The sequence below is a fragment of the Sphingomonas lutea genome, from assembly GCF_014396785.1.
GTDB lineage: Bacteria > Pseudomonadota > Alphaproteobacteria > Sphingomonadales > Sphingomonadaceae > Sphingomicrobium > Sphingomicrobium luteum.
Genome location: NZ_CP060718.1, coordinates 1736260 through 1758468, shown reverse-complemented (window position 1 = coordinate 1758468; position 22209 = coordinate 1736260). Strand labels below are relative to the sequence as shown.

Below are 22209 nucleotides of genomic sequence, written 5' to 3'. Positions count from 1 at the left end.
CCGCCGCAGGCGGTGGAGGGGTTCTTCGGAATGCCGTTCAGAACCCCTCCACCAGCTTCGCTGGTCCCCCTCCCCACGAACCCGTGGGGAGGATGATGCTCACTGACGTCGAACTCGACCGTTACGCGCGGCACATCGTGCTGCCGCAGGTCGGGGGCGTCGGGCAGCGCAAATTGAAAGCGGCATCGGTTGTAGTGATCGGCGCGGGCGGGATCGGCAGCGCGGTGCTGCCAGCCTTGGCGGGCGCGGGGGTCGGGCGGATCACCATCATTGATGACGACGCGATCGAACTGAGCAATCTTCACCGCCAACCGCTGTTCCGGGAAAGCGATGCCGGCGCGTCGAAAGCGGAGGTTGCAGCGGCGCGCCTCGCCGATTTGAATTCGCTGATCGAGGTTGTCCCGCGGCGGGCGCGGATCGATGCGGACAACGCCGCCGAGCTGCTTGCGGGTCACGACCTCATCATCGACGGCAGCGACAATTTTGCGACCCGGCTAGCGGTGAGCGACGCCTGCGTGGCGGCGGGCCTGACCTTGCTCTCCGCGGCAGCCGTGCAATTTCAAGGGCAGGTTGCGCTGTTCCGGGGGCGGCCCTGCTACCGCTGCTTCGTCGGCGACGCGTTCGATGCCGAGGATTGCGATAATTGCGCGGAGCTGGGCGTGCTGGGTGCGCTGACCGCGGCGGTCGGCGGCTTTGCCGCGCTGCTCGCCATCAACGCGATTGTCGGCGTGGGCGGGGAGCAGAGCGGAAAGCTCCACCTGTTCGACGGACAGGCGCTGAGCTGGCGGACGATCCGCATTCCCGCGGATCCGGCGTGCAAGGCGTGCGGGTCAGCGTAAGGCGCGCGCGACGCAGGCGACCAGCCGCTCGGCGACGTCCTCCTTCGACGCTTCGGGCCAGTCTTCGACGCCGGTCCCGGTGACCAGATGCACGCGATTGTGCGTGCCGCCCATCACCCCGCCTGAAACGTCGTTGGCGACGATCCAGTCGGCGTGCTTGGCCGAGCGCTTGGCGACGGCGTTGGCGACGACCCGCTCGGTCTCCGCAGCGAAGCCGATGAGGAGACGGGGACGATCGGCGTGCGTGGCGAGCTCGGCAAGGATGTCGCGGGTGCGGACGAACGCCAGCTGGGGCGGGCCGGCGTCCTTCTTGAGCTTTTCCGCCGAGGGTTCGACGCGCCAGTCGGCGACTGCGGCGACGAGGATCGCGGCGTCGGCGGGGAGTGACGTCATGACGGCATCGGCCATTTGCGCGGCGGTCTCGACATCAATGCGGCGGACGTCTGCCGGCGTTGCAAGCGCGACCGGACCCGCGACGAGCGTCACCGTCGCGCCGGCCTCGGCAGCGGCGGCGGCGATGGCGAACCCCTGGCGGCCCGAGGAGCGGTTGGCGATGACGCGGACAGGGTCGATCGGCTCATGCGTCGGGCCGGCGGTGACGATAATATGCTTGCCGCGCAGCGTCACTTGAGCAGGTCGGCAATGCGCTCGACGATGTCCGGCGGCTCCGGGAGGCGGCCGGGACCGAATTCGCCGCACGCCATGTCGCCCTCGTCGGGATCGAGCACGCGGATCCCATCGGCCTTCAATTGGGCGACGTTGCGCTGCGTCGCGGCATGTTGCCACATGCGCACATTCATCGCCGGGGCGACCACGACCGGCTTGTCGGTCGCAAGCAGCAGGGTGGTTGCGAGGTCGTCGGCAATCCCCGCCGCCATCTTTGCCAGCAGATCCGCGGTCGCCGGGCAGACGAGCAGGACGTCCGCGGCGCGCGACAGCTGGATGTGGCCGATTTCGACCTCGTCCTTCAATTCCCACAGCGAGGTGTGGACTGGGTTTTCGGCCAGCGTGCCGAGGCTCATCTCGGTCACGAAATGCGCGCCGCCGCTGGTCAGGACCGGAGTCACCCGGTGACCGGCTTTCTTGAGCAGCCGAACCAGCTCGAGCGACTTATAGGCCGCGATCCCGCCGCCGACGATCAGGAGCACATGCGCCATGCACCGACCCATGCCGCGCATCATCGCCCAAGTCGAGACTGTGGGCGGCGGCACTTAAGGCGCGGCGGACGGTTGAATCCGCATGATCCTGGAAAAGCAGATCGACGCGGCGGAAGGATATGTGATCGATTTCGATCACGCGACGCATGAATTGTTCGAACCGCACGGCGACACGCGCGCGGTCAAGGCGCTCGACCTGTTCAGCAAACTTGGCGACCAGCCGCAGATGCGCACCCTGTGCGCGGCGGTGATCGTCGGTGGGCTGCTGTTGCGCAAGCAGCGGCTGATCCGCGCGGGCGTGCGGATGCTGATCGCACACGAGGCCGCGACCTCGGCCAAGCTGGCGATCAAGATGGAATTCGACCGCACCCGGCCGCGCAGCGCGAAGCGCAAGGTCGACAAGGAGATCCGCAAAGGCGACAGCAAGGCCAAGGAAGAATCGAGCTTCCCGTCAGGCCATTCGGCGGGCGCGATGGCGGCCGCCCGCGCCTTGTCGCGCGAATATCCCGAATATGGAGCGGCGGCATTGGCTGCAGGTGCGGCCGTCGGGGCGTCGCAAATCCCGCGCTGCGCGCATTATCCGAGCGACGTCATCGTCGGCGCCGCGGTCGGGCTGGCGAGCGAAGCCGCGGTAGCTGCCGTGTGGGACGCTGCGGGGCTGGACAGCGACAACTAGGGGATTGGCGGAGGCGCCTTGCGTCTGCCACTGATCGCACATGACGACGAGCGCGCAGCAGGCGATGGCGCTGGCCCAAGCGGGACAGGCAGGCGAGGGGCTGGCCCTATTGCGCGCCGCGCAAGCGCGCGGCGAGGCCGATGCCTTTCTTCTTGAAGGCCTGTGGCTGATCGAGGGGCGGTTCGCGCCGCGCGATCCCGCGGCAGCGCGGGCGGCGTTGGGCAAGGCGGCCGAGCTTGGCCATGTCGGCGCAGCGCGCACGCTTGCCGGACTGGTCGCGTGCGGGGTTGGCGGCGACCCCGACTGGCAGGGTGCGCAAGACGTGCTTAGGCGATGGGCCGAACGCGACGCCGTCGCGGCGCAGCAGCTGGCGCTGATCGCGCGCATGGATCTCGACGCGGACGGAATCCCGCGAGGCGATTATCCATTGCAGGTGGTGCACGACGACCCGCGCGTGGCGCGTCATGAAGGTCTGTTGTCGGCCGACGAGTGCGACTTCCTCATCACGCTCGCCGAGCCGCGGATGCGGCGCGCGACCATCTTTCACGACGAACTCCAGCGCTTCGTCGAGGATCCCGTCCGCCGTTCGGACAAGAGCGGCTTTCCGCTGGTCAGCGAATGGCCGTTCGTGCGCGCGATCAACCGCCGCATCGCGGCCGCCACCGGCACGTCGGTCGAGCAAGGCGAGCCGCTGCAGGTGCTGCGCTATGCCGAGACGCAGGAGTATCGTCCGCATTTCGATGCGGTCGCGGGGATGGACAATCCGCGCATCCTGACCGCCCTTGTCTGGCTGAATGAGGATTATGCGGGTGGGGAGACGAGCTTTCCCGACATCGGGATCGAAGCTCGCGGCAAAACGGGGGACCTGCTGGTGTTCGCCAACACCGATGCCGAGCAGCGGCCCGACCCGCGCATGCGTCATGCCGGACGGCCGGTGACGGCGGGCGTCAAGTTTCTCGCGTCGCGCTGGATCCGCGCGCGTCCGCCCGGGCCCGAAGGCTTCGGCCGGCACGAGGTCGAGCGCTAGGCGGGCCCCGCCGGTTCGGTCAAGGGGTAGCGGAGCCGTGGGCGAAGCTGAGCGCGCGCGACAGCTTCCAGGTACCGCCGTCGAGCTTCCAGATGATGGCGAAGCGGCCGCGGCCCACCAGCTTTTCAGGTCCACTACCTTTGCGCTCGTGGAATACATGCTCGCCGACCTCGAACGCGCCGTGCCGCGGAACGGGATCGACGTGCAGGCTCGATCGCACCAACTCTCGACGTGACCGCCACGCGTCCGGCTGTTGACGTGCTGCGCAATTCTTTGCGTAGTCGGCGACCATTGACTCGGCGTTGGTAAAGAGCAATCCGCCCTTGTCGTGGTAGAATTCCACGTCATCGGCGATCATCTTGCGCAGGCGAACCGGATCGCAACCTTCGAAGAACAGAGCGAAAAACTCGGCGTCGCGAGCAGCGATGATCTGGCTGAGAGCGGGCTGTGATGGGACCTCGACGGAGGCGGCAGGGGCTTGAACGAAGGCGAGGGCCAAAAACCCGATCATATTGGGACCTTTCACTGTATTAATTCGACAATACAGTAACCCGGGCCATGGGACAATCGCTCTTCAAAGCAGCTGCATTGCTCCAACCGCCGCCACGGCGCCGGCCGCTGCGGCAAGCAGGGCGGTCGCGGCATAGCCGCCCCAGCCGCGATGTTCGATCACCGCAATCTCCGGCAGCGGCGGAGGAGGCGGGGCGGCGCCGCGCGGCGGGTAATATTCGTCGATGCGGTTGACCAGGTCGGGCAGCTTCTTCGCAGCGCGGACGATGTCGATGATGCGGTCGGCGTAATAAGCTTCGGGCCCAAGCTCGGATCGGATCCATTCCTTCAGGAACGGCTCGGCCGTCTCCCACATGTTGATGTTGGGATCGAGCGCGGTGGCGACTCCTTCGTTCATCACCATCGTCTTTTGCAGCAGCAGCAGGTGCGGCTGCGTCGGCATGTCGAAGTCGCGCGTGATCGAAAACAGGCTTTCGAGCATGCGCCCGACCGAAATATCCTTGACCGGGAGGCCGCGGATCGGCTCGCCCGCAGCGCGCAGCGCGGTCGCAAATTCGTCGACATTGTGGTGGCCGGGCACATATTGCGCCTCGAAATGGATTTCGGCGACGCGCCGGTAATTGCCGGTGATCAAGCCGTAGAGGATTTCGGCGAGCCAGACGCGGGCGCGGCGGTCGATCCGCCCCATGATCCCGAAGTCGATCGCGGCGATGCGCCCGTCGCGCAGCGCGAACAAATTGCCGTGATGGAGGTCGGCGTGGAAGAAACCGTCGACTACCGCCTGGCGGAGGAAGGCGCGGACCAGGGTCGCGGCGAGCGCCTCGCAATCCTGGCCTTCCGCGGCGAGCGTCGCGCGATCGCTGAGCTTCGTGCCGTCGAGCCATTCGAGCGTCAACACGCGCCGCGCCGTCCGCCGCCAGTCGATCTCGGGCACGTGATAGTTGGGCTCGGCAGCCATATTCTCGCGCAACTCGGAGGCTGATGCGCCCTCGCGCTGCAGATCGAGCTCGCGCGCGGTCCATTGGCGGAAATGCGCGACAACCAGGCGCGGGCGCAGGCGCTCGACCTCCCCGCCGTAGCGCTCGACATGCGCGGCGGCCCATTCGTAGGTTTCCATCGCGCGGGCGAATTCGTCCTCGATCCCTGGGCGAAGCACCTTGACCGCGACCTGGCGGCCCTCCGTCGTGACCGCCTTATGCACCTGGGCGATGGAGGCCGAGCCGACGGGCACTTCGTCGAACTGCGCAAACAGGCTTTCGAGCGGCGCGCCGAACGAGGATTCGATGACCTGCTTGATCGCTGGGAACGGCGAGGCGGGAATGTCGTCCTGAAGCAGCGACAGGTTGAGCGCGGCGCGGTCTCCGACCAGGTCGGGACGGGTCGACAGGGCCTGGCCAAGCTTGATCGCGGCCGGGCCGATCTCCTGCAGCGCACGGGCGTAATCGGGGTATCCGGCACTCGAATGCCGAAGCGAATAGCCTTGGCCAACCGGCGGACCTGCGGCGGGGTCATGGGATCCTGTTCGATCCCACGCAGCGCCCCGTGCCGCGCCAACGTCCGGCCCCATTTCCACAGCCGCCACAAATGGGTGGTGCTAGCGGTCAAATCTTCCAGCCTGAGTGAATGGCGACGAGGCCGCCGAGCATCGGCTCGAACGCGGCGCGGACGAAGCCCGCTTGCTCGATCATGGCGCGGAACGCCGGCGGCTTGGGAAAGCGGCGGATGCTTTCGACCAGATAGCGATAGCTGTCTTCGTCATCGGCCACGATCTTGCCGATGCGCGGGATCGCGCGCGACGCATAGGCCTCGTAGAGGTCAGCAAAGCCGGGCCAGTCGCTGGTCGAAAATTCCATGCAGTAGAAGCGGCCGCCGCGCTTCAGAACGCGATGCGCCTCCCGCAAGGCGGCGGGGATGTCGGTTACGTTGCGGATTCCGAATGCGATCGTGTAGCCGTCGAACGCGCTTTCGGCGAAGCTCAGCCGCTCGGCATTCTCCACCTGCCAGATGAGGCCGGGGATGGTGCGGTCGGCGGCACGGTCCTGGCCGACGCTAAGCATATCGGGATTAATGTCGGCGACGGTCACCAGCGCGCCGCGCCGCGCCATGCGGAAGGCGATGTCGCCGGTCCCGCCGGCCATGTCGAGGATGCGCTCGCCCGGGCGCGGCTTCACGCGATTGACGAACCGGTCCTTCCACAAGCGGTGCATGCCGCCGCTCATCAGGTCGTTCATCACGTCGTAGCGCCGCGCCACCGAGCTGAAGACCGCGCCGACACGCTGCGTCTTTTCTTCGGGCGTGACGAGTTGATCGCCGAAATTGACCTGATCGTTCATGGGCATGGGCCTTAAAGCGCATACCTGCATCCTTCTACCCCGCTCATGCTGAGTAGCCGCGCAGCGGCGTATCGAAGCACTGTCCTTCGATACGCGCCTGCGGCGCTACTCAGGATGAGCGGGGTTGGGTATGGCGTGCGCAATGCCCGAGCTTCCCGAGGTCGAAACTACCGTGCGCGGGCTGGATCGCGTGCTGCTGGGCGAGCGCATTGCCTCGGTCGAGGCGCGCCGCGCGGATTTGCGTCGGGCGATGCCCGAGGACCTGGGGCAACGGCTCACCGGGGCGCGGGTGACGAAGCTGTGGCGACGCGCCAAATATGGCGTGATCGACACCGACCGCGGCGACAGCCTGGTCTTCCACCTCGGCATGTCGGGGCGATGGCGAGTCGATCCCGAGACCGTGGAAAAGCACGATCATTTCCTGGTGACGACCGGTAGCGGGCGGCGCATCGCGCTCAACGATCCGCGGCGATTCGGATCGCTCGACCTGATGGCGACCGACGCACTTCCCGCTTGGCCGGCCTTCGCCGCGCTCGGGCCCGAGCCGCTCACGCTCGAGGCCGCCGATCTGGCAAGCCGTCTCAAGGGGCGCACGGCGGCGATCAAGCTGCTCCTGCTCGACCAGCGGATCGTCGCCGGGCTGGGCAACATCTACGTGTGCGAAGCGCTGTTCCGGGCCGGCATCCATCCCCGCCGCGCCGGCGGATCGGTGTCGCGGACACGGCTGGAGCGGCTTGTCCCGGCGATCAAGGACGTGCTGCGCGAGGCCATCGCCGCCGGGGGATCGAGCCTGCGCGATTTCAGCAGCCCCGACGGCGAGCTCGGCTATTTTTCCAAGACCTTCGCGGTCTATGGGCGCGAGGGCGAGCCGTGCGCTTGCGGCGGCACGGTCCGGCGCTTCGTCCAGGGCGGAAGATCGACCTTTTACTGCCCGCGTTGCCAGCGCTAGCGACGGTTGACCTTTGGGGCATGTCTGCGTAGGGGAACGCCCACGCTGGCGCGGCCATTTGGCTCTGCGCCGCTTTTTCTTTTGACGCTGCTTATTCAACGAGGACTTTCGATGGCGAACACGCCGCAGGCCAAGAAGCGCATCCGCCGCAACAATGTGCGGGCGACGATCAACCATTCGCGGGTCAGCCGCATCCGGACCTTCATCAAGGCCGTCGAATCGGCGATTGCCACGGGCAAGAAGGATGATGCTGCAGCAGCGCTGAAGAAGATGCAGCCGGAAATCGCGCGCGGCGTGGCCCGCGGCGTTATCCACAAGAACACGGCGTCGCGGAAGGTGTCGCGCCTGTCCAAGCGCGTCGCATCGCTGGGCTAAACCGCCGTCAAATCGAGGGGCTTTTGCGAGCCGCCGGGCGACCGGCGGCTCGTCCCGTTTCTGGACTGTCCAAAAAATGCAGCAATTCCCGCGATTCGCAAAAGCGTTAACGCGGAGATAACGATAAATTCCCCGGTTTTCCGCCAATCCTGCGCAGCATCGGCGGGTTTCCTATGTCAAGGCCCATTATTTCACTTCTGTGAAAAAACGGCCTTGAAAGCTTGGGCGCAGACTTTCAAAAACGATCTTCCGGGCGTGGTTTCGCGCTGGGGGCAAGAGAGAAACGAGGTCTTCGGCGCGCGACTCGGGTTTGCGGGCGGGGGCATCCTTTTGCCTCTTCGGGGGCTGTTTGAGGGAGGCGCGAGCCAGTGCAGGGCGGCGGTGAGAATCTGACCATGGAAACGGCGCCCGCCCCCTAGAGGCAGCGTGGGAATCGCTGCGCGCCGGGCTTCGCCGCGACCTTGGCGCGCGCACCTTCGACGGCTGGCTCAAGCCCGCCGAACTTGGCACCTTCGAGCCCGAGAGCGGCACGCTCGACATCGTGATGCCCAGCCAGTTCATGGCCGATTGGGTGCGGTCGCACTTCGGGGAGCGGATTGCACTGGCGTGGAAGACCGTGCTTCCGATCGTCCGCAACGTGCGGATCATTGCGTCCACCGATGCGCCCCGTCCCGGGCCGTTGCTCATCCTCGAAGACACGCCGCCGCCAGCCGAGCGCGATCCCAACGCGCCCAATTTCGATCCGCGCTACCGGTTCGAAACCTTTGTCGTGGGCAAGGCCAACGAAGTCGCCGCCACCGCGGCACGCACCTTGGCAACATCCTCGACCGTCGGCTTCAACCCGCTCTTCATCCATGGCGGCACCGGGCGCGGCAAGACCCACTTGCTGCACGCCATCGGCCACACCTTCACCGCCCACAATCGCGGTGCGCGCGTCGTTTCGATGTCGGCCGAAAAGTTCATGGTCGAATTCATTCGCGCGCTGAAGGAAAACGACACGATCGGGTTCAAGCAGCGGCTGCGCAATGCCGATCTGCTGCTGATCGACGACGTCCAGTTCATTGCCGGCAAGGATTCCACGCAGGAGGAATTCTTCCACACGATGAACGAGATCATCACCGCCGGGCGGCGGCTGGTGATCACGTCCGACCGAGCGCCGCAGGACCTGGACGGCATTGCACCGCGAATCCTGTCGCGCCTGTCGTGGGGCCTGGTCGCGGACATCAATGCCGCCGACTACGAACTGCGCTTCAACATCATCGTGTCGAAGCTGGAAACGCTGCCAGGCGTCGACATGCCGCGCCCGGTCATCGATTTCCTCGCCCGGCGCGTGACTTCTTCGGTGCGCGAGCTTGAAGGCGCGCTCAACCGCATCGGCGCTTATGCGATGATGACCGGCCGGGCCATCGATGTCGCGTTCGTCGAGGAAGTGCTGGCCAACGTCCTGCGTGCCAACCAGCGGCGCATTTCGATCGACGAAATCCAGACCCAGGTCGCGGAACATTACCGCATCCGCAAGGCCGAGATGACCAGTGCGCGGCGCGCCCGCGAAGTCGCCCGTCCGCGCCAGGTCGCGATGTATCTGTCCAAGCAGCTGACCCCCAAGTCGCTGCCCGACATCGGCCGCCGCTTCGGCGGGCGCGATCATACGACGGTGATCCACGCCGTCCGCCAGATCGAGAAGCTGCGCGCTGCCGACGCCGAGCTCGACGCCGACATCCGCCTGCTGATGCGGCAGCTCGAGGGCTAGTTTGTCCGGGCGGGGACGGTGGCGCTGACCGTCCCGCCATTGCGCCCGGGAATGCCGTCAACATCGCCGTGATGAGGTCGTGGACGAGCCGCGCGCGGCGCGGCGTCGATCAGGCGAGCCCGACCGCGCGATAGGCATTGGCGAGCGTGGGCGCGGCGAGGGTGCGGGCGCGCTCGGCACCAGACTCGAGGATGCGCTCCAGCTCGGCCGGATCGGCGCGGAGTTCGTCAAGGCGCCGGCGCAGCGGGCTCAGCATCGCGATCACCGCGTCGGCCAGCGCGGGCTTGAAGGTGCCGAAGCCCTGGCCGGCAAAGCGGGCGAGCACCTGCTCGATGCTTTCGCCAGTAAGCGCAGCGTAGATGCCGACGAGGTTGCGCGCCTCCGGACGGCCGTCGAGCAGCGCGGGATCCTCGGGCAGGGGCTCGGGGTCGGTGCGCGCCTTGCGGATCTTCTGTGCGATGTCCTCGTCGCTGTCGGTGAGGTGGATCCGGCTCATCTCCGACGGGTCGGACTTGGACATCTTGGCCTTGCCGTCGCGCAGGCTCATCACACGCGCCGCGGTGCCGCCGCCGATGAACGGCTCGGGCAGCGCGAACAGCTCGACGTCGAAATCATTGTTGAACTTGAGCGCGATGTCGCGCGCCAGCTCGAGGTGCTGCTTCTGGTCCTCGCCCACCGGCACGTGCGTGGCCTGGTAGAGCAGGACGTCGGCGGCCTGGAGCACGGGGTAGGTGAACAGCCCGACGCTGGAGCGCTCCTTATGCTTGCCGCCCTTTTCCTTGAACTGCGTCATGCGCTCGAGCCAGCCGATGCGCGCCGTGCCCTGGAGGATCCAGGCAAGCTCGGCATGGGCGGGGACGGCGCTTTGGCGGAACAAGGTCGCCTTGGCGGGGTCGATTCCGCTGGCGATGAGCGCGGCGGCCATTTCACGAATGTTGGCGCGCAGCTCGGCCGGATCGACAGCAATGGTCAGCGCGTGCATGTCGGCGAGGAAGAACAGGCACTCGGCCTCATCCTGCATCCGCACCCAGCGCAGGATTGCGCCGAGCAGATTGCCGAGGTGCAGGCCACCGGTGGGCTGGATGCCGGAAACGACCCTCATTGCGGGGGCTTTCGCCGGCGCAGGGAGGCGATGGCCTCCCGGTCGACGCCGCCGATCAGGAAAGCGACGCCGAAATAGACCAGCCCGCCAACGCCGACGAGGGTGATCAACGCCAGGCCGCGCTGCGCGACACCGCCGAAGAACCAATCGTCGAGCAGTGCGCGGACGCCGAACAGAGCGGCGGCCATGACCAGCGCCGCGACCAGTTGACGCGCGACGCGGCTCACGAGCCATACGGGCATGCGGAAGTGGCCGCGAACGTAAAGGATGGTGAACAGGAAGATGAAATTGATCCAAGCGCCCGCCGAGGTGACCGTCGCCAGGCTGTAGATGCCGATCACCGGGATGAGCAGGAAGTTGGCGGGGATGCTGAGGATGAGGATGGTGACCGCGATCAGCACCGGGGTCTTTACGTCCTTGCGCGCGTAGAAAGCGGGGGTCAGCACCTTGACCAGCACATAGGCCGGCAGGCCGGTGACGAGGATGGCAAGGATCTGGCCGGTCGTGACCGCCGCCGCCATCGTATATTCGCCGCCCTGGAAGAGGGCGCCGATGATCGGCACCGCGCCGACCGCGAGCGCAAGGGTCGCGGGCAGGGTGAGCAGCATCGACAGGTCGAAGGCGCGCGCCTGCACGTCGGCGGCAACATGGTCCTCGTTCTTGGCAATGGCCTGGCTGATTGCCGGCAGGATCGCGACGCCGAGCGCAGTGCCGATGATCGACAGCGGCAATTGGTTTAGGCGGTCGGCGTAGCTGAGCATGGTCAATGCGCCTTCGCCGAGCAGAGTCGAGAAATAGCCGTAGAACAGCTGGCTGATCTGATAGACGCCCGCCGCTGCCGTCGCGGGCAAGATGAGGATCACCAGTTCCCGGACCGCCGGTGTCATCCGCGGCCGGCCGAAGTGGAGGCGGATGCCCGCGCGGCGCACTGCGAACCAGCACAAGGCGAATTGCGCGACCCCGCCAAGCAGCACCGCGGTCGCCATGTAGCGCACCACGTCGAGGTCGTTGCGCGGCGCCACTAGCAAGGCGAGGATCAGCGCGACATTGAGCAATGCGGGCGCGAAGGCGGCGACGGCGAAGCGCGTCAGCGAGTTGAGCACGCCCGACAGCAACGCGACGAGGCTGATGAACAGCAGGTAGGGGAAGGTCCAGCGGGTCAGCTCGACCGCCAACGCCATCTTGCCGGGCACGTCCTGATAGCCAGCGGCGACCACCGCAAGCACCGCCGGCATGAAGATCAGGAAAACCAGGGTGACGATCAGCAACGCGGGCATGAACACCGCGAGGATCTCGTTCGAGAATTCTTCGGCGTCCTTCTGTCCACCAGCCGCGAGACGACGGCTGAACAACGGCACGAAGCCGGACGAGAAGGCGCCTTCAGCGAACAGCCGCCGAAAGATGTTGGGCAGCAGGAAGGCGAGGTTGAAAGCGTCGTTGGCGTGGCTTGCGCCGAGGATTCGCGAGCCGATCATGTCGCGCGCGAAACCGAGGACGCGGCTGATCATCGTCAGCCCGCCGATCGTGCCAGTGGCCTTGAGCAGGTTCATGCGCGACTAGCCCGCAAGCGCGGTCACGACACGGTCACTGGGGCTGCGGTTCCTCTTGAGGCGGCAATCCGCCCACCGGCGCCGCGCCGCCGGGGTTTTCGCCGCCGGCCTGCAGCTGCTGCTGCTGGGCCTGAAGCTGCGCCATATATGCACCCGCGAAGTCGATGGGATCGAGCAGCAGCGGCGGAAAGCCGGTGTTGACGACCGCGTCGGCGATCACCTGGCGCGCGAATGGGAAGATCAGGCGCGGCGCCTCGATGAGCAGCAGCGGGGGAATTGCCTCCTCGGGCACGCCCTGAATTTCGAACAGCCCGCCATAGCTGAGGTCGACGACGAAATGGACGCCATTTTCCGATCGCGCCTTGACGTCGATCTTGAGCGTGATCTCGTGCAGCTCGGGCGACAGATTGTCGACGTTGATGTTGAACTGCACGTCGAGCGATGGCTGGACCTGCCACTGATAGACTTGCGGCGAATTCGGATTTTCGACCGACAAGTCCTTGATATACTGGGCATGTACGGTGACGCGCGGCTCGTTGCCGGGCTCGGCGGCACCATTGCCGCCGGTGGGGGAATCCTGGTCCGCCATTGCTGTTCAGTCCTTGCAAATCCTAGGTGATATCGGGGGCCGCGCCAGGCGCGGCGTTGCGGCCCGAGCGACTAGCAGTCGGTCAAATGCGGCGCAATGCCGACCTCGTGCGTTGCGCGGAGTTGGAATCTTTACGCGCGGCGCACTATGTTGGTTCGCGAACCTACGATTGGAATGCCCCTTTGACCGTCATCGTCATCCTGGCCCTGGTTGCATTGTTCATCGGGTTGCGCCTGTACAGCGTGCTCGGCGAGCGCACCGGGCATGAGCAGCAGCCGATCCTGAAGCCGGCCGATCCCGACACGCGGGTCGAGGCGCGGCCGACTCAGCCGTCCGCCGTCCCTCAATCGGCGCAGGACAGCGGTGACCTGGCGTATCTGCCGACCGCTGGACCCGGCGTGCGCGCGCTCCTCGCGGCCGACCCGTCGTTCGACGTGGCGCGCTTCCTCGAAGGCGGGAAGGCCGCCTATCGCATGATCCTGGAGGCCTTTTGGCGGGGCGACCTCGCCGCCATCAGGCCGCATGTCGACGATCATGTCTACGAGACTTTCGCAACGGCGGTCGACCAACGGTCGAAGGACGGCCTCACCCTCGACAACCGGCTGGTCGCGATTGAGCAGGCGGTCATTTCCGAAGCGATGGTGGATCGCGATATCGCCGTCGTCACGGTACGGTTCGAGGCGGACATCGCGGCGATCACGCGCAACGCCGATGGTCAGGTGGTGGCGGGCTCGCTGAGCGATGCGGTCCAGACGCGGGATTTGTGGACCTTCCGCCGCGACATTTCGTCGCCCGACCCGAACTGGCGCCTGATCGAAACCGACGAGGAAGAGTGAGGCTCGGCCTTCGCGGCCTCGGCGCCGCGTCCCTTCTCCTTTTTGCTTCGGCCTGCGCAACGGCGCCGCCACCGCCCTCGCCAGCACCGCCGGCGCCGGCTCCGGCGCCCGTGCCGCTGCCGCCGCCGGCGCCGGCCCCGGAGGTCTTTCCGCCGACCGATCCCAATGCTCGCACGGCGCGGGAAGCGGGCGTCACGGTCGCCGCGCCCAAGCTCCTGACGCCTGAGCAGGCGAGCCGCGCGCTCGCCGCCTTCCGAATCAGTTGTTCGACCGTCACGCGGCGGGAGGACCGGTCCGGGCTGACGCGACCCGAGGATTGGCGGGGGGTGTGTGCCGAAGCGGCGACGCTGGCGCCAGCATACGCCCCCGGATTCTTCTTCCACCGGTTCGACTGGGTCCGGGTCGGCGGCGGGCAGGCCTTTGCGACCGGCTATTATGAGCCCGAACTTGCGGGATCGCGCACCCGCGGACCCGGCTACGAAGTGCCCATCTACCGCACGCCGCCCGACCTTGTCCGCTGCACCCGCGCCGACGGCCAGACCGGCCGCGGACGGATCGATCCGCGCACGGGCCAGTGCGTGCTGTATTTCACGCGTGCCGAGATCGACGACGGCGCGCTTGCCAACCGCGGGCTCGAGCTTGCGTGGGCGGCCGATCCGATCGACCTGTTCTTCCTGCAAATCCAGGGATCGGGCCGGCTCAAGCTGCCCGACGGCGGCGTCATGCGCCTCGGCTACGACAACCAGAACGGGCGCGAATATGTCGCGATCGGGCGGTTGTTGCGCGAGCGTGGGTTGCTTCCGCCGGGGGGCGCAAAGATGCAGGACATCATCGCCTGGATGAAGGCCAATCCCGAACAGGGGCGGGCGCTGATGCGCGAGAACCTGTCCTACGTCTTCTTCCGTGAGCTGTCGGGCCCGCCGCTCGGCTCGCTCGGCCTGCCGGTCAGCGAGCGCGTGACGGTGGCGGTCGATCCGTTGTTCGTCCCCTATGGCGCGCCGGCCTATCTCACCGTCGACCGGCCCGAGGCGAACGGCCTGTGGGTGGCGCAGGATACGGGCGGCGCGATCAAGGGCGCCAACCGCTTCGACACCTTCTGGGGCGCCGGCGCCGACGCGACGCGAATCGCCGGCGGCATGTCCGCCTCTGGTCAGGCGCTGATCCTTCTCCCGAAGGGTGTTGCGGCGCGTGTCCCTCAGCGCTGAGGAAGCCGAACTCTGGGCGCGGGTGACCGGTACCATCCGGCCATTGTCGCGCGAACGGATCGATCCTCCCCGGAACGGGGAGGGGGACCAGCCGAAGGCTGGTGGAGTGGGCCCGCCGCCGCCGCCTCTCCGCCGTGCGACCCCTCCACCGTCCGCTCCGCGGCCGGTCCCCCTCCCCGTTCCGGCGGGGAGGAATACGCTCGACGGAAGTTGGGACAAGAAGCTGCGTTCCGGCAGCGTGACGCCCGACCGTGTCGTCGACCTGCACGGCCTTAACCTCGACCAGGCGTGGACGACGATCGACCGCGCGATCGAGCAGGCAATCGACGCGGGTGACCGGGTCGTGCTGCTGATCACCGGCCATCACCGGCCGGGCGAACCGCCGATTGCACGCGGGCGAATCCGCGCTGCCGTTCACGACTGGCTCGCGGCATCGCGGCATGCGCCGCGCATTGCCGCAGTGCGAGGTGCGCACGTCCGTCACGGCGGCGGCGGGAGCCTCTACCTGATTCTTCGCCGCCGCTGACGCTTTGTTAACCGCGCTCGGTTACCGCGGGTGCGTCAGGCGGAATTTACCCCGACGGCTCGAGGCGCTCGACGGTGATGACAGCAGGTACGGCCCAGAAGATCAGTAACGCGATCCTGTCGTGCGTTGCCGGCTTCGCCTCGTTCCTCTTCTCGCTCGCAGCGCTGCTGTACCTGACCGAGTTTAACGAAAAGATCCTCGCCGCGATCGCCGCAGGGACGTTCTGCGTCCTCATCAGCTATGTCGCCGCCGAACGCCCCAACAGCGAAAGTGCGCGCGCGCTGAATTCGCTGAGCGAGCGGTTGCTGGCGGTGGAAGACGGTGACCTGGTCTCACCGGCACCACAGGCGCTCCGCCGATCGATGCCGAAGTTGGCCGCCGCGGTGGATACCTTGTTCGCCGAGGTGCGCACGTCGATCGAGAACGCCCATGCCCTTGGCATGTACGACCCCGTGACATCGCTGCCCAACCGCCTCCATTTCCGGTCGGAAGCGGACAAGATGCTGGGGGAGGTCGGCGACCAGCCGTCGGCGATGCTGTTCGTGGACCTCGACCGTTTCAAGTCGGTCAACGATAGCCTGGGCCATGCTCGCGGGGACCAATTGCTCATCATGGTCGCCAACCGCCTGCGGGTCGTCGTGAACGGCGAGTTCAGCGGCGATGTGCGCACGCGGCCGCTCCTGGCACGGCTTGCCGGCGACGAGTTCACCATCTTCTACCCGCAGATCAAATCGTCGGCGGAGATCGAGCGGGTCGCGCGGCGCATTGCCGTCGCCATCTCGGAACCGTTCGAGCTGTCGTCGCACAGCGTCGATATCGGCGCGTCCATCGGCTGCGCCATATCCCCGACCACGGCTCAAGCATCGAATCGCTGATGCGCGCCGCCGACATTGCGATGTATCGCGCAAAGGCCCGCGGCGGCGGGCAGCATTGCCTGTTCAACGCCGACCTGGCCGCGGAGCATCAGCAAAAGGTCGAGACCGAAAAAGCGCTGACCGATGCCGTTCAGCGCGACGAATTCCTGCTCGCCTTCCAGCCGCAGATGAGCCTGGTCACGGGCGAGATCGTCGGGTCGGAGGCGCTGCTTCGCTGGAACCACCCGCGCGACGGGCTTCGCCTGCCGATGACCTTCATCCCCGTTGCCGAGCGCACCGGAGTTATCTCCGAGCTTGGCGACTGGGTGCTGGGCGAAGTCGCGGCGACGGTCGGCGGCTGGTACCGCGACGGCTTTCGCGGCCGGGTCGCCTTCAACATCAGCCCCCGCCAGCTCGACCGGCCCGATTTCTTTACGCGCATGCGCCAGGCCTTCAGGGATGCCGGCGTGCCGCTGTCGATGATCGAGGCGGAGTTTACCGAAACGGCGGCGATGGAGGCCAGCGACACCGTACTTGCCGAGATCGCCGCACTGCGCGCTGACGGTGCGACCATTGCGATCGACGATTTCGGCACGGGCTATTCGAACCTAGCCCGGCTGCGTGCGATGCCGCTCGACCGCGTCAAGCTCGACCCGTCGCTGATCGAGGACATCGAGACGTCGGACAAGGCGCGGGTCATCGTCCAGGCCGTCATCCACCTGATCAAGGGCGTCGAGTGCGAGGTTGTGGCCGAGGCGGTCGAGACCGTTGCCCAGGCCGATATCCTGCGCGCCATGGGCTGCGACACCGTGCAAGGCTTCGTCTTCGCCCATCCGATGTTCGAGGACGAGTTCCTGGACTGGATGCGCAGCGCCGACCAGGGCGCCGCGAAATCGGTGGCGTAGGGCTTTTCGCGCTTATTCGCTGGCGCCCTGCGCGGTCGCCGCTTGCTGGTTCGCAGGCTGTCCCTTCGCATCGACCGCCACTTCGCGGCAGACCTTCCGCGCGACGAGCTGATTGACGTCGGCAACGCGCTTGCACACGCGCTTGGTGGCGGGCTTTTGCTCGGCGACGGTCTGGGCGGGCGTCGCGGCGGGCGTGCCGGATTGCGCCGCGGCGGGGCTGCTTGCGACACTCAACGCGGCCAGAACCAGGCAAAAACGACGCATCACCATCTCCTATTTTTCGGGATTTCGTTCACGGATTTAGACGGGAAGACAACGGTACGAAAAGAACCCGTGACGCGCTGTGACGGCTCGCGAAAAATTCTCAGTCGGGGGATTTCTCGGTCGCCAGCACCTTGCGCACGACCCTTTCGTAGATCCGCGACAGCGCGCGAATGTCCTCGACGGCGGCGCTTTCGTCGAGCTTGTGCATGGTCGCATTGGGCAGGCCGAAATCGACCACCGGGCACAGCTGGATGAGGAAGCGGCCGTCCGATGTGCCGCCACTCGTGGACAGCTCGGGCTCGGCACCGGTTTCCTCGCGGATGCTCTCGACGATGATGTCGAACAAGCGGCCCGGCGGAGTCAGAAAGGCCTCGCCCGAGATCCGCGCGCGGACCTTGGCGCCCGGCGCTTCGCGCGCCGCGATCTCCTCGACCATCCGCACCAGATCACTGCCCTTGTGGAGGTTGTTGAAGCGGATGTTGAGCTGCGCAGTCGCTTCGCCGGGGATGACGTTGCTGGCATCGGTCGGGGTCGAGACGGCGGTAAATTCGAGGTTCGAGGGCGGGAAGGCGTCGGTGCCGTCGTCGAGGTGGACCTCCGACAGCGCGGCGACCACGCGCGCCAGCGGCGGCACCGGGTTGGTGGCGCGGTGGGGGTAGGCGACATGGCCCTGCACGCCGGGCACGTCGATCCACATGTTGACCGAACCGCGGCGGCCGATCTTGACCGTATCGCCCAACCGGTCGACCGAGGTCGGCTCACCGATCAGGATCATGTCGGGGCGGATGCCGCGTGCATTGAGCCGGTCGATGATCCGCGGCGTGCCGTAGGTGGCATAGCCTTCCTCGTCGCCGGTGATGAGCAGCGACAGTGTGCCGGCGCCCGGTGCGATCCGCGCAACCGCCGCGACATAGGCCGCGATCGCGCTTTTCATGTCATTGGCGCCGCGCCCGATCAGCCGCCCGTCGACGACCTGCGCTTCATAGGGGCCGACGCTCCACCCTTCGCCGGGAGGTACGACGTCTAGGTGGCCGGCAAAGCCGAAATGCGGTGCGCCGTGCCCGCGGATCGCGATCATGTTTTCGGTCGGTCCGTCGGGCGCTTCGCCCATCACCCAGCGGTCGATGTCGAACCCCAGGGGGCGCAGCGCCGCTTCCAGCACATCGAACACTGCGCCGCTCGCGGGCGTCACGCTGGGGCAGGCGATGAGCTGCGAGGCAAGGCTGACTGGGTCGATCATGTCGGGCATGCGGCAGAGGTAGCGAACGGGCCACGACTGGCAAGCCGCTTGCTCGGGCCTCAGCTGGCACGCTGCTTGCAAAATTGGAGGTCGAACAGGCGTGGCGAGGGCGTGTCCCATCCCGCGCCCGATCATTCGTGTCCGGAAATGCACGGCGATGGCCGAAATTGGACACAAGCACTTGCGCTACAAATGTAGCAGAGCTACAAATGTAGCGAATAGTACGAAAAGGGTTAGGGGAAATTATGAGTCCGTTGCGTTGGCGTCACGCCGTCCTCCTCGCCGGCATGGCGATGATTTCCCTCACCGACGCGGCGGTGGCGCAGTCGGCGGCCGAACAGCCGTCCGAACCCGATCCGGCGGTGGCGCCAAAGGCCGAGCCGGAACCTGCGGCAGCTGGACAAAGCCGCACCTTCGTCCCGGCGGATTTCGTACGCTTCGCGCCGCGCACCGCCTACGACATGCTCAAGCAGGTGCCGGGCTTCACCATCCGATCGGTCAACGTCGAGGACCGCGGGCTGGGCCAGGCATCGGAGAACATCCTTATCAACCGCGAGCGAATCGCCAACAAGCAGGGCGGCGCGGCCGATGAGCTGCAGCGCATCCCCGCCGGCAATGTCGAGCGGATCGAGATCGTCGACGCGTCGAGCCTGGGCATTGCCGGGCTGTCGGGACAGGTCGCCAACGTCATCGTCAAGGCGAGCAAGGCGGGGTCGGGCCAGTTCGAGTGGAATCCCGAAGTTCGCGCGCATTTCGCAAAGCCGCGCCTTTACGATGGCTCAATCAGCTACCGCGGAGCCACAGGTCCGCTCGACTACACGCTGTCGGTCAAGAATTCATCGGGCCGCGGCGGTTTTGGCGGGGAAATCCTGATCTACGACCGCAACGAGACCCTCACCGAGCGGCGCAACGAGGATTATCACAGCGAGTATGAAGCCCCGACCTTCAAGAGCAAGTTCGGCATCGACGGTCCGGGAAGTTCGGTCGGCAACCTCAGCCTGGCCTATACGCCCTACTGGAACCCCTCCTTTCGCGAGGACCGCCGCGAGCCGCTCGCCGGCGATTTCCGCACCAGGATTACCGAGAATGAGCTCAAGGGCTGGTGGTACGACGTCAACGGCGATTGGGAATTCGGCGTTGGCCCGGGGCGGCTAAAGCTGATTGGATTGGCGCATCGCAAGCGCGAGCCGCTGGTCACCACGCAGATCACGACATTCGACAGCGGGGCGCCTTCGACCGGCACCCGGTTCGACCGCGACACGACCATCGTCGAGCGGGTCGGCCGCGCCGAATATGCGTGGAAGGGCGGTCGCAACAATTGGCAGGTGTCGGTCGAGCGCGCGTTCAATTCGCTCGACCAGAAAGGGCGTCTGTTCGACCTCGACCCGTCCGGCGCGTTCGTCGAGCAGGATTATCCCGAAGGGTCGGGCCTGGTCGAAGAATTGCGCTACGAGGCGATCGGCACGTGGAGCCGCCCGATCACCGACAACCTCGACCTGCAACTTGCCGCGGGCGCGGAAATCTCGCGCCTGGCCCGCGTCGACAGCGACATCCCGGCGCGCAAGTTCTTCCGCCCCAAGGGCAGCCTGACCCTGGGCTGGCGGCCGGCCGAGAATTGGGACGCCAGCCTCAAGATCAATCGCCGCGTCGGCCAGATCAGCTTCTACGACTTCCTGTCACAGCCCAACCTCAGCAGCGACCGCGAAAGCGCCGGGAACCCCGACCTCGTCCCGCCGCAAAGCTGGGAGTTCGAGGGCGAGGTGGGCCGCAACCTTGGGCCTTGGGGCAAGACGCGCCTGCGCGGCTGGTATCACCGGGTCGAGGACATCGTCGATTACATTCCCCTGCCCAACAACGGCCAGGGCGTCGGCAACCTGCCGCGCGCATCCAAGTTCGGCGGCGAGAGCACCAGCACCTTCCAGTTCGATCCGATCGGCTGGCAGGGCGCCAAGCTCGACCTCACGGCGGGCTTCGAGCATACCGGCGTCAAGGACCCGCTGACCGGCGAGCGGCGACCGATCAGCAGCACCCGCGACCGTTGGTTCAGCGTGTCGCTGCGCCACGATATTCCCAAGAGCGACATCGCCTGGGGCGCCTATGCCGACCACAGCCACTATGTGCGCACCTTCTTCCTGACGGAGGTATATCGCAGCTGGGAAGGGCCGGTGTGGGCCGGCCTGTTCATCGAGCACAAGAATGTGTTCGGGCTGACCGTGCGCGCCGACGCCAACAATCTGCTCAACGCGCGCCACCGCTGGACCCGCTTCGTCTACACCGACTGGCGCGACCGATCCCCGATCGATTACATCCAGCGCAACAACCAGCTGATCGGCCCGATCTTCAGCCTGTCGGTGAAAGGCACCTTCTAGGCGGCTGGCAAGGGAGCGCGCCGCCGATGCCCAAGATCGATCTCGACGCCCTCGAACCGACCAACGCCACCGGCTATCCGCCGCCTTATGATGCGGATGTTGCTGGACGCTGGCAGCGCAAGGTCGCGGAGGCGGCTGGGATGAAGGCGCTCGGCGCGCGGCACGTCGTGCTCGAGCCGGGAGCATGGTCGAGCCAGCGGCACTGGCATCAGAGCGAAGACGAACTGCTCGTCGTGCTGGGCGGGACCGCCGTGCTGGTCGAAGACGATGGGGAAACCGAGCTTGCGGCGGGCGACATCGTCGCGTGGCCGGCGGGCGTCGCCGACGGCCATCACCTGATCAACCGCAGCGACGCACCATGCAGCTTCATCTGCGTCAGCGCCGGGACCGACACCGGCGGCGCCTATTCGGACATCGACATGAAATGGACCGCCGGCGGCCGCTACGTCCACAAGGACGGGACGCCTTACTAGGCCTTCTCCGCCTCATATTGCTCGATGACCCAGGGCTCGTCCTGCGCCTTGTCGATCCATTCCGCGACGTGGGGGTGGGACAGGACCGCCTTCATGTAGACGGCGGCGAAATTGGGGACGGGAACGCCGTAGGTGACGAAGCGCGTCACGACCGGCGCGAACATGATGTCCGCCGCGCACCAGTCGCCGAACAGGAAGTCGCCGGTGCCGCCGAAGCGCGCGCGGGCCTGCGCCCAAAGCTGCAGGATACGATTGATCTCTTCCCGCACCTCATCGCTGAGGTCGGCTGGCGGGTAGCTCTTGCGCACGTTCATCGGCAGGTCGCGGCGCAGGTTGGCGAAGCTCGAATGCATTTCCGCCGACATCGACCGCGCCATGCCGCGCGCGCTTTCGTCTTCGGGCCAGTAGAGGTCGCGGCCGAACCGGTCGGCGAGGAATTCGACGATCGCCAGGCTGTCCCAGACGACGCATTCGCCGTCCCACAGGATCGGCACCTTGCCCAGCGACGGCGCGAACTCGTCGCCTTCGCGCCGCTCTTCCCATTCGGCGTCGAACATCGGCACGACCAGCTCTTCGAATTCCGCGCCCGATTGCTTGCACGCCAGCCAGCCGCGGAACGACCAGCTGGAATATGCGCGGTTGCCGATGATCAGCTTCATGACTTCCTTTCGTCGCCCCGG

The 22209-nt window shown here is 66.6% G+C and carries 21 protein-coding genes and 2 pseudogenes; 13 read left to right on the top strand and 10 right to left on the bottom strand.

Annotated elements, in window-relative coordinates:
• Nucleotides 1-92: 92 nt before the first annotated feature.
• Nucleotides 93-839 (top strand): HesA/MoeB/ThiF family protein, encoded by a 747-nt coding sequence (locus tag H9L13_RS09090; RefSeq protein WP_187537406.1) that lies wholly within the window; start codon nt 93-95, stop codon nt 837-839.
• Here the strand turns inward: H9L13_RS09090 and coaBC are convergent.
• Nucleotides 831-1996: pseudogene (gene coaBC, locus H9L13_RS09085) on the bottom strand (bifunctional phosphopantothenoylcysteine decarboxylase/phosphopantothenate--cysteine ligase CoaBC). The gene H9L13_RS09090 and the pseudogene coaBC overlap by 9 nt on opposite strands.
• An 82-nt stretch (nt 1997-2078) precedes the next feature.
• Between coaBC and H9L13_RS09080 the strand changes: the two are divergent.
• Both H9L13_RS09080 and H9L13_RS09075 read left to right on the top strand, forming a co-directional pair.
• Nucleotides 2079-2672 (top strand): phosphatase PAP2 family protein, encoded by a 594-nt coding sequence (locus H9L13_RS09080; protein WP_187537405.1) that lies wholly within the window; start codon nt 2079-2081, stop codon nt 2670-2672.
• A gap of 40 nt (nt 2673-2712) precedes the next feature.
• A complete protein-coding gene (locus H9L13_RS09075) occupies nt 2713-3699 on the top strand; it encodes a prolyl hydroxylase family protein (RefSeq protein ID WP_187537404.1) in 987 nt (328 codons plus the stop codon).
• Nucleotides 3700-3718: 19 nt separating this feature from the next.
• Here the strand turns inward: H9L13_RS09075 and H9L13_RS09070 are convergent, their stop codons facing one another.
• The 3 genes and pseudogenes from H9L13_RS09070 to H9L13_RS09060 all read right to left on the bottom strand — a co-directional run bounded on the left by H9L13_RS09070 (nt 3719) and on the right by H9L13_RS09060 (nt 6542).
• Nucleotides 3719-4210 carry a nuclear transport factor 2 family protein gene (locus tag H9L13_RS09070; protein WP_187537403.1) on the bottom strand — a complete coding sequence of 164 codons (492 nt, stop codon included), beginning with the start codon at nt 4208-4210 and terminating at the stop codon, nt 3719-3721.
• 63 nt (nt 4211-4273) lie between these two features.
• A pseudogene (gene ubiB, locus H9L13_RS09065) lies at nt 4274-5814 on the bottom strand (2-polyprenylphenol 6-hydroxylase).
• A complete protein-coding gene (locus H9L13_RS09060) occupies nt 5811-6542 on the bottom strand; it encodes a class I SAM-dependent methyltransferase (protein WP_187537402.1) in 732 nt (243 codons plus the stop codon). The pseudogene ubiB and the gene H9L13_RS09060 overlap by 4 nt, the downstream one beginning before the upstream one ends.
• A gap of 142 nt (nt 6543-6684) precedes the next feature.
• Here H9L13_RS09060 and mutM point away from each other — a divergent pair, with 142 nt between their 5' ends.
• The 3 genes from mutM (at nt 6685) to dnaA (ending at nt 9616) form a co-directional block, all read left to right on the top strand.
• Complete coding sequence (gene mutM / locus H9L13_RS09055; RefSeq protein WP_187537401.1) at nt 6685-7491, top strand: bifunctional DNA-formamidopyrimidine glycosylase/DNA-(apurinic or apyrimidinic site) lyase; 807 nt, start codon at nt 6685-6687, stop codon at nt 7489-7491.
• Nucleotides 7492-7602: 111 nt separating this feature from the next.
• Nucleotides 7603-7866 (top strand): 30S ribosomal protein S20, encoded by a 264-nt coding sequence (rpsT, locus tag H9L13_RS09050; protein ID WP_187537400.1) that lies wholly within the window; start codon nt 7603-7605, stop codon nt 7864-7866.
• Nucleotides 7867-8302: 436 nt separating this feature from the next.
• Complete coding sequence (gene dnaA, locus H9L13_RS09045; protein WP_187540294.1) at nt 8303-9616, top strand: chromosomal replication initiator protein DnaA; 1314 nt, start codon at nt 8303-8305, stop codon at nt 9614-9616.
• A gap of 109 nt (nt 9617-9725) precedes the next feature.
• Here dnaA and trpS read toward each other — a convergent pair whose 3' ends face one another.
• The 3 genes from trpS to secB are packed head-to-tail and all read right to left on the bottom strand — an operon-like array spanning nt 9726 to nt 12857.
• Nucleotides 9726-10718, bottom strand: coding sequence for a tryptophan--tRNA ligase (gene trpS / locus H9L13_RS09040; RefSeq protein ID WP_187537399.1), 993 nt, complete (start codon nt 10716-10718; stop codon nt 9726-9728).
• A complete protein-coding gene (gene murJ / locus H9L13_RS09035) occupies nt 10715-12268 on the bottom strand; it encodes a murein biosynthesis integral membrane protein MurJ (protein ID WP_187537398.1) in 1554 nt (517 codons plus the stop codon). The genes trpS and murJ overlap by 4 nt, the downstream gene beginning before the upstream one ends.
• Nucleotides 12269-12302: 34 nt before the next feature.
• Complete coding sequence (gene secB / locus H9L13_RS09030; protein ID WP_187537397.1) at nt 12303-12857, bottom strand: protein-export chaperone SecB; 555 nt, start codon at nt 12855-12857, stop codon at nt 12303-12305.
• A 182-nt stretch (nt 12858-13039) separates the two neighbouring features.
• Between secB and H9L13_RS09025 the strand changes: the two genes are divergently transcribed.
• From H9L13_RS09025 to H9L13_RS09005, 5 genes are all read left to right on the top strand, one after another.
• A complete protein-coding gene (locus tag H9L13_RS09025; protein ID WP_187537396.1) occupies nt 13040-13693 on the top strand; it encodes a Tim44/TimA family putative adaptor protein in 654 nt (217 codons plus the stop codon).
• A complete protein-coding gene (mltA, locus tag H9L13_RS09020) occupies nt 13690-14898 on the top strand; it encodes a murein transglycosylase A (protein ID WP_187537395.1) in 1209 nt (402 codons plus the stop codon). Before H9L13_RS09025 ends, mltA begins: the two co-directional genes overlap by 4 nt.
• Nucleotides 14882-15424: a Smr/MutS family protein gene (locus H9L13_RS09015; RefSeq protein WP_328282543.1), complete on the top strand. Its 543-nt coding sequence runs from the start codon at nt 14882-14884 to the stop codon at nt 15422-15424. The genes mltA and H9L13_RS09015 overlap by 17 nt, the downstream gene beginning before the upstream one ends.
• 77 nt (nt 15425-15501) lie before the next feature.
• The gene (locus H9L13_RS09010; protein WP_187537393.1) at nt 15502-16299 is read left to right on the top strand and encodes a GGDEF domain-containing protein; all 798 of its coding nucleotides are present in this window, start codon (nt 15502-15504) and stop codon (nt 16297-16299) included.
• Entirely contained in the window at nt 16299-17183 is an 885-nt protein-coding gene (locus H9L13_RS09005) for a putative bifunctional diguanylate cyclase/phosphodiesterase (protein ID WP_187537392.1), read from the top strand. The genes H9L13_RS09010 and H9L13_RS09005 overlap by 1 nt, the downstream gene beginning before the upstream one ends.
• Before the next feature lie 12 nt (nt 17184-17195).
• Here the strand turns inward: H9L13_RS09005 and H9L13_RS09000 are convergent, their stop codons facing one another.
• Together H9L13_RS09000 and dapE are read right to left on the bottom strand one after the other, a co-directional pair.
• Nucleotides 17196-17447: a hypothetical protein gene (locus H9L13_RS09000; protein ID WP_187537391.1), complete on the bottom strand. Its 252-nt coding sequence runs from the start codon at nt 17445-17447 to the stop codon at nt 17196-17198.
• Nucleotides 17448-17547: 100 nt separating this feature from the next.
• Nucleotides 17548-18687 (bottom strand): succinyl-diaminopimelate desuccinylase, encoded by a 1140-nt coding sequence (gene dapE / locus H9L13_RS08995; RefSeq protein WP_408022133.1) that lies wholly within the window; start codon nt 18685-18687, stop codon nt 17548-17550.
• 245 nt (nt 18688-18932) lie between these two features.
• Here dapE and H9L13_RS08990 point away from each other — a divergent pair, with 245 nt between their 5' ends.
• A complete protein-coding gene (locus tag H9L13_RS08990) occupies nt 18933-21056 on the top strand; it encodes a TonB-dependent receptor plug domain-containing protein (protein WP_187537389.1) in 2124 nt (707 codons plus the stop codon).
• A gap of 26 nt (nt 21057-21082) precedes the next feature.
• The gene (locus H9L13_RS08985) at nt 21083-21529 is read left to right on the top strand and encodes a cupin domain-containing protein (protein WP_187537388.1); all 447 of its coding nucleotides are present in this window, start codon (nt 21083-21085) and stop codon (nt 21527-21529) included.
• Here H9L13_RS08985 and H9L13_RS08980 read toward each other — a convergent pair.
• The gene (locus tag H9L13_RS08980) at nt 21526-22188 is read right to left on the bottom strand and encodes a glutathione S-transferase family protein (protein WP_187537387.1); all 663 of its coding nucleotides are present in this window, start codon (nt 22186-22188) and stop codon (nt 21526-21528) included. The genes H9L13_RS08985 and H9L13_RS08980 overlap by 4 nt on opposite strands.
• Nucleotides 22189-22209 lie beyond the last annotated feature (21 nt).

Coding starts and splice junctions, on each gene's coding strand:
- H9L13_RS09090 (WP_187537406.1), top strand. CDS start 93: ATGATGCTCACTGACGTCGAACTCGACCGTTACGCGCGGCACATCGTG.
- H9L13_RS09080 (WP_187537405.1), top strand. CDS start 2,079: ATGATCCTGGAAAAGCAGATCGACGCGGCGGAAGGATATGTGATCGAT.
- H9L13_RS09075 (WP_187537404.1), top strand. CDS start 2,713: ATGACGACGAGCGCGCAGCAGGCGATGGCGCTGGCCCAAGCGGGACAG.
- H9L13_RS09070 (WP_187537403.1), bottom strand. CDS start 4,210: ATGATCGGGTTTTTGGCCCTCGCCTTCGTTCAAGCCCCTGCCGCCTCC.
- H9L13_RS09060 (WP_187537402.1), bottom strand. CDS start 6,542: ATGAACGATCAGGTCAATTTCGGCGATCAACTCGTCACGCCCGAAGAA.
- mutM (WP_187537401.1), top strand. CDS start 6,685: ATGCCCGAGCTTCCCGAGGTCGAAACTACCGTGCGCGGGCTGGATCGC.
- rpsT (WP_187537400.1), top strand. CDS start 7,603: ATGGCGAACACGCCGCAGGCCAAGAAGCGCATCCGCCGCAACAATGTG.
- trpS (WP_187537399.1), bottom strand. CDS start 10,718: ATGAGGGTCGTTTCCGGCATCCAGCCCACCGGTGGCCTGCACCTCGGC.
- murJ (WP_187537398.1), bottom strand. CDS start 12,268: ATGAACCTGCTCAAGGCCACTGGCACGATCGGCGGGCTGACGATGATC.
- secB (WP_187537397.1), bottom strand. CDS start 12,857: ATGGCGGACCAGGATTCCCCCACCGGCGGCAATGGTGCCGCCGAGCCC.
- H9L13_RS09010 (WP_187537393.1), top strand. CDS start 15,502: ATGACAGCAGGTACGGCCCAGAAGATCAGTAACGCGATCCTGTCGTGC.
- H9L13_RS09005 (WP_187537392.1), top strand. CDS start 16,299: ATGCGCGCCGCCGACATTGCGATGTATCGCGCAAAGGCCCGCGGCGGC.
- H9L13_RS09000 (WP_187537391.1), bottom strand. CDS start 17,447: ATGCGTCGTTTTTGCCTGGTTCTGGCCGCGTTGAGTGTCGCAAGCAGC.
- dapE (WP_408022133.1), bottom strand. CDS start 18,687: ATGATCGACCCAGTCAGCCTTGCCTCGCAGCTCATCGCCTGCCCCAGC.
- H9L13_RS08990 (WP_187537389.1), top strand. CDS start 18,933: ATGAGTCCGTTGCGTTGGCGTCACGCCGTCCTCCTCGCCGGCATGGCG.
- H9L13_RS08985 (WP_187537388.1), top strand. CDS start 21,083: ATGCCCAAGATCGATCTCGACGCCCTCGAACCGACCAACGCCACCGGC.
- H9L13_RS08980 (WP_187537387.1), bottom strand. CDS start 22,188: ATGAAGCTGATCATCGGCAACCGCGCATATTCCAGCTGGTCGTTCCGC.